Origin of the sequence: Massilia psychrophila (genome assembly GCF_002760665.1) — a bacterium.
GTDB lineage: Bacteria > Pseudomonadota > Gammaproteobacteria > Burkholderiales > Burkholderiaceae_D > JAFCUW01.
The window spans coordinates 1-4,784 of the sequence record NZ_PDOB01000068.1 but is presented as its reverse complement, the minus strand read 5'-3'; the positions used below and the strand labels follow the sequence as shown (position 1 = coordinate 4,784).

Annotated in this window: 4 protein-coding genes and 2 rRNA genes; 3 read left to right on the top strand and 3 right to left on the bottom strand. The window is 60.0% G+C overall.

Translation table 11 applies throughout. The annotated features are described in order from the left end of the window. Together CR103_RS21500 and rrf are read left to right on the top strand one after the other, a co-directional pair. A 23S ribosomal RNA gene (locus CR103_RS21500) occupies window positions 1-85 on the top strand; the annotation flags it as partial. Window positions 86-228: 143 nt separating this feature from the next. Continuing rightward, window positions 229-341, top strand: a 5S ribosomal RNA gene (gene rrf / locus CR103_RS21495). 188 nt (window positions 342-529) lie between these two features. Here the strand turns inward: rrf and CR103_RS24020 are convergent. The 3 genes from CR103_RS24020 to CR103_RS22945 are packed head-to-tail and all read right to left on the bottom strand — an operon-like array spanning window position 530 to window position 1,685. Further along, on the bottom strand, window positions 530-901 hold the full coding sequence (locus CR103_RS24020; RefSeq protein WP_180279491.1) for a molybdopterin cofactor-binding domain-containing protein: 372 nt from the start codon (window positions 899-901) through the stop codon (window positions 530-532). Then, entirely contained in the window at window positions 874-1,530 is a 657-nt protein-coding gene (locus tag CR103_RS21490; RefSeq protein ID WP_180279490.1) for a molybdopterin cofactor-binding domain-containing protein, read from the bottom strand. The genes CR103_RS24020 and CR103_RS21490 overlap by 28 nt, the downstream gene beginning before the upstream one ends. Then, complete coding sequence (locus tag CR103_RS22945; RefSeq protein WP_180279489.1) at window positions 1,527-1,685, bottom strand: hypothetical protein; 159 nt, start codon at window positions 1,683-1,685, stop codon at window positions 1,527-1,529. Before CR103_RS22945 ends, CR103_RS21490 begins: the two co-directional genes overlap by 4 nt. 226 nt (window positions 1,686-1,911) lie before the next feature. Between CR103_RS22945 and CR103_RS21485 the strand changes: the two genes are divergently transcribed. Further along, complete coding sequence (locus CR103_RS21485) at window positions 1,912-4,356, top strand: penicillin acylase family protein (RefSeq protein ID WP_099917933.1); 2,445 nt, start codon at window positions 1,912-1,914, stop codon at window positions 4,354-4,356. Window positions 4,357-4,784 lie beyond the last annotated feature (428 nt).

Below are 4,784 nucleotides of genomic sequence, written 5' to 3'. Positions count from 1 at the left end.
GAGACCAGGACGTTGATAGGCTGGGTGTGGAAGTGCAGTAATGCATTAAGCTAACCAGTACTAATTGCCCGTACGGCTTGTCCCTATAACCTTAGCAGGTATAGAGAATAAGAGAACGCGTTGTGCTTGTTGTAATGTACAATCGCTACCTAAGTAAAACGAAACAATACTTCTTCCAGATTCAAGGTCATGCTGCCCAGTTGGGAGCACGCACCTGTACAAGTTATGCCTGATGACCATAGTAAATCGGTACCACCCCTTCCCATCCCGAACAGGACCGTGAAACGATATTACGCCGATGATAGTGCTGCAACCAGTGTGAAAGTAGGTCATCGTCAGGCTAGTTATAAGAAAAAAACCCCCGCAGAAATGTGGGGGTTTTTTTTCGTCTTGAGGGTTCTGAGGTTTTGAAATCAAGCTCGACGGATCACCTTCCCGACTGCGGACAGCAGAAACGGGAAATAAATCGGCCCTATGTGTTGATGCCCGCTAATAGACTTGGATGACTCGACGCGCAAAATCGTCAATTTCAGGGGGCATTATGGCAACCACTACTCCACCAAACCCGGGCGACCAAGCTGTGCCTGGCACGCCCGGTACCGGCGAGGCGGTGTGCGACAGCTGCAAAGGCACCGGTACCACGAATGGAAAGCAGTGCCCAATGTGCGGAGGCACCGGCAAGGTGATTGAAGGCATTGGTGGTGGGTGACCGGCGCACTTGATCACGTTGCCGGTGAACGTTGGCAATGCCAGTGTGCCAATCGAATTCGGTCTTTTCCATCAGCACCATACCAAGCCTCCAGACAATGCCGCCCATCAGTTGGCTATGGCCGGTCTTTTTATTGATCGATTTACCTACACCGCAGGCGCCAGCTACCAGCGGCACGCGGATCGCGCCCAAGCTGCGTGGCGTTTGACCATGGCAACCATCGACTCGCGCATATCGCTGTAGTTGCGGCCAATAAGCCAGCCGTTGACGGCGATTACGTCGTCGGCGGCCAAGCTGCGCCGGGGCGACAACGTATCTTCTACTGCGATCTGCACCTGCTTGGCGCGCGCCGCTTTTGCCGCTGCGTACACGGCTGGGCCTACACTGGCCACCGTCTGCGATCCCCCCGATGCCGGTGCCTCCGGGAGGCCAGTGTCGCCCAGTTCGAATGTCACTTTTGACACCGCCATGCCGAGCGCTCCCGCGGCGATCTGCGTCATGACGGTATAGATACCGGTCCCAAAGTCTTGCGAGCCACTGCGCTCCAGCGCAGTCCCATCGGCCCGTATGCTGGCCGACGCTTTTGCCGGCCACATGTGTGCAGGGTAAGTCGCTGTCGCCATTCCCCACCCGACCAGCGTACGACCGTCGCGCATCGAACAAGGTTCCGCAGTCTGGCGCGACCAGCCGAAGCGCTCGGCGCCGACGCGATAACATTCGCGCAGTGGTTTGGCGGAAAACGGCAAGTCGCTCGCCGGATTGATGTGCAGCGCGCATGCCAGTTCGTCAAGTGCCGACGCGAGCGCGAAGCTGCCGGTCAATCGGCCTGGCGCACGCGCTGCTCCGTCATCGGCCGCGTCCTTAGCAGGCCGACCAATTGAGTAGGTTCGAGCGCCAGCTTGACCGGGCAGCCGTCCAGTTTCGACGCCATGGCCGCGAGCAAGACTACGATCAGATGGTGGCTTTCGATTGGCATCGTCGAAGCTCAGCTCGCTGGGCGGTGCCACTCATTGCGCGGATGTCCGTGAGCTTATCTGGTAGGCGCCTCACATAAAACGCTGACCAAGCCAGGCACGCCCATCAGCCCTACGACGTACTGATACACATCAATACGAATGGCCCTGCGCCAGCGAACATGAATGCCGGTATTGTTCAGTTCGCAAGTCGGCGTTCCGCCATTTATGCCACTCAGGGGGTAATACATGTCAGGAAAATTCTACGGTCCGGCGCGGCGCGCCTGCATCCGCTGTTGCGTTGCCACCGCCGCATTGCTGTGCGCCGCGGCGCTGTCCGGCTGCGGCCGCGGCCACGACAGCGAACTGCCGGCCCCGCCCGCGCCACCCGCGCCGGCATCGAAATTCAGCGCCGAGCTGGTGCGCACCTCGCACGGCATCGCCCACGTGCGCGCCAGCGATTTCCGCGGCCTCGGCTACGGCCTCGCGTATGCCTACGCGCAAGACAACGTTTGCATGTTCGCCGACAGCCTTCTGACCGCGCGCGGCGAACGCTCGCTGTTCTTCGGCGGCGAAGCATATGCAACCCGCCGCACCGGGGACGAATACGGCGCCGCCAGCTTTTACATGGACTTGAAGAACGAGGACAGCGATTTCTTCTTCAAGGGATATCTCGACATCGACGAACTGAAGGCCGGCTACGCTGCCGCTTCGAAAGAGGCGCGTGACATGCTCGAAGGCTATGCCGCCGGCTACAACCGCTACCTGCGCGACAATGCAGGGCGCTATCCGGCGGCCTGCAACGGGGCCGCATGGGTGCGTCCGATCACGGTCGAGGACATGTACCTGGTCATCGCGGAGAAAGCGTTGCACGCGTCTGGCCAGGTGTTTGCCAAAGAAATTGTCGCTGGCGCGCGCGACCCCGGCATTGCCGCGCCAGTCGTTGCGCAACTGGCACCGCGCAAGTTCGACCGCTCGTTCATCAAGACCCGCCTGGAGCGGTTGACCGCCGAAAAGTTGGGCAGCAACGCCCTGGCGATCGGCAAGGACCTGTCAGCCAGCGGGCGCGGCCTGCTGCTCGGAAATCCGCACTATCCGTGGACCACCACCGACCGTTTTTACCAGGCCCACCTGACCGTGCCCGGCCGTTATGACGCGATGGGGGTAATCCTCGGCGGCATCCCGATGGTGGTGATCGGCTTTAACAAGGACGTTGCCTGGACCCATACCGTCACGACCGCGGTTCACTTCACCACGTTCAAGCTCGCGCTCGACTCCCGCGACGCCAGCGGCACCAGCTATATGTCGGACGGCGTGTCGGTGAAAATGCGTGCCAAGCCCGTGACGATCAGCATCCGTATGCCGGACGCAAGCATGGTGAACCGCACCAAGACCTTTTATTTCAGCAAGCAAGGCGCGGTGCTGGTGAAACCGGAGGCCGGCCTGGCCTGGACGGCCGGTGCGGTGCACGTGCTGGCCGACCCGAACCGCAACAATACCCGCATGATCGACCAGTGGATCGGGATTGGCTCATCCGTCAGTGTGCAAGACATGAAAGCGTCGCTCGACAACGTGGTCGGGCTACCGTGGGTCAATACCATTGCCGCCGACCGCGCCGGCAGCACTTTGTACGCCGATGCCAGCGTAGTGCCGCGCGTGGGCGGCGACAAGTTCGCCTCCGATTGTCTGCTGGTGCCGCCGTTGCTAATGTTCGACGGCTCACGCAGCGCCTGTGCCTGGGGACAGGACACCGGCGCGCCTGCCGGCATCTACTCGCCGGCCAATGGCCCATGGATGATCCGCACCGACTACGTCGGCAACTCCAACGACAGCTATTGGCTGACCAACCCGCGCGCCCTGTTGACCAGGCCAGTCCCGTTCGGCTTTTCGCCGTTGTACGGCCGCACCGGCATCGAGCAGAAATTGCGCACGCGGATCGGCTTCCGCCAGCTCGACGAAATGATTGCGCAGCGCAAGAAGCTGCAATTGACGGACCTCCAGGAATTGATGTTCGCCAATCGCATCAACGCGGCAGAGCTGATGTTGCCGCAACTGCTGCCCTTGTGCGCCGCTGCCGCCGCAGCCGATCCTGCGCTAATGTTACCCTGCAACGCCCTCGCTGCATGGGACCGTCGCGCCAACCTCGACAGCCGCGGCGCGGTGCTGTTCCGCGAATTTTGGAACAGCGCGACGACGATTCCCGGCAAATGGGCCGTGCCCTTCGATCCGGCCGACCCGGTCAACACGCCGTCCGGGTTGGCGCCCGGAGCAGGGCCGGCGATATTGGCCGCGCTGAAGGCGGCCGCGCAGAAGCTGCAGGCGTTGAGCATTCCGCTCGACGGCCGGCTGGGCGACTACCAGGATGACACCCGCGCCGGCGTACGCGTGCCGCTGCATGGCGCCATCGGCGACATCGACGGCTCGTACAACTCGATTCACATGAATACCGCTCTCGATACCCGCGGCTACCACGACATCGCGTGGGGCAGCAGTTACATCCAGGCCGTGACGTTCGACGACAACGGACCGGTGGCGCAGGCGATGCTGGTGTATGGTCAGTCGGTCGACCCGCGCTCGCCGTACTACGCCGACCAAGTGCCGCTGTACTCGCGCAAGGAGTGGCCGACGCTGCCTTTTGCGATCGACAAGATCAAAGCGGATCCCCACTATAAGCTGACAGCGCTGTCGGAATAATTATGTATCGTAACCAATTTTACTTTTTTACGGAAAGGCCTTGCCATCGCCGGGGCCCCTTTGCTATAGTTCGCCTCCCCGATGAAATGGTTAGCAAAATCAAGAAGTTGGGGCCGCTTAAGCAAGCGGTGACGAAAAAAAGAAGTTGACGGTGACGGCGCAAAGCCTCATAATCTTACCTCTTCGCTGCTGATGAACACAACGCTTCATCAACTGGCAGCAGGCAGTACCGAATGAGTTCTTTAAAAATTAACAGTCGATAAGTGTGGGCGTTTGATGAAAGTGCCAGTGACTTCGGTCGCTGAATACTTAAATTATCAAATGTTCACAAAAAAGAAATATAGGCGCTTCGCAAGAAGTGGCCTGTCAGTATTTTGAGTGAGCGACCTGTCTTAACGGACAGTGGCAGCAATGCCAACAAACAAGAT

Coding starts and splice junctions, on each gene's coding strand:
- CR103_RS22945 (WP_180279489.1), bottom strand. CDS start 1,685: ATGCCAATCGAAAGCCACCATCTGATCGTAGTCTTGCTCGCGGCCATG.
- CR103_RS21485 (WP_099917933.1), top strand. CDS start 1,912: ATGTCAGGAAAATTCTACGGTCCGGCGCGGCGCGCCTGCATCCGCTGT.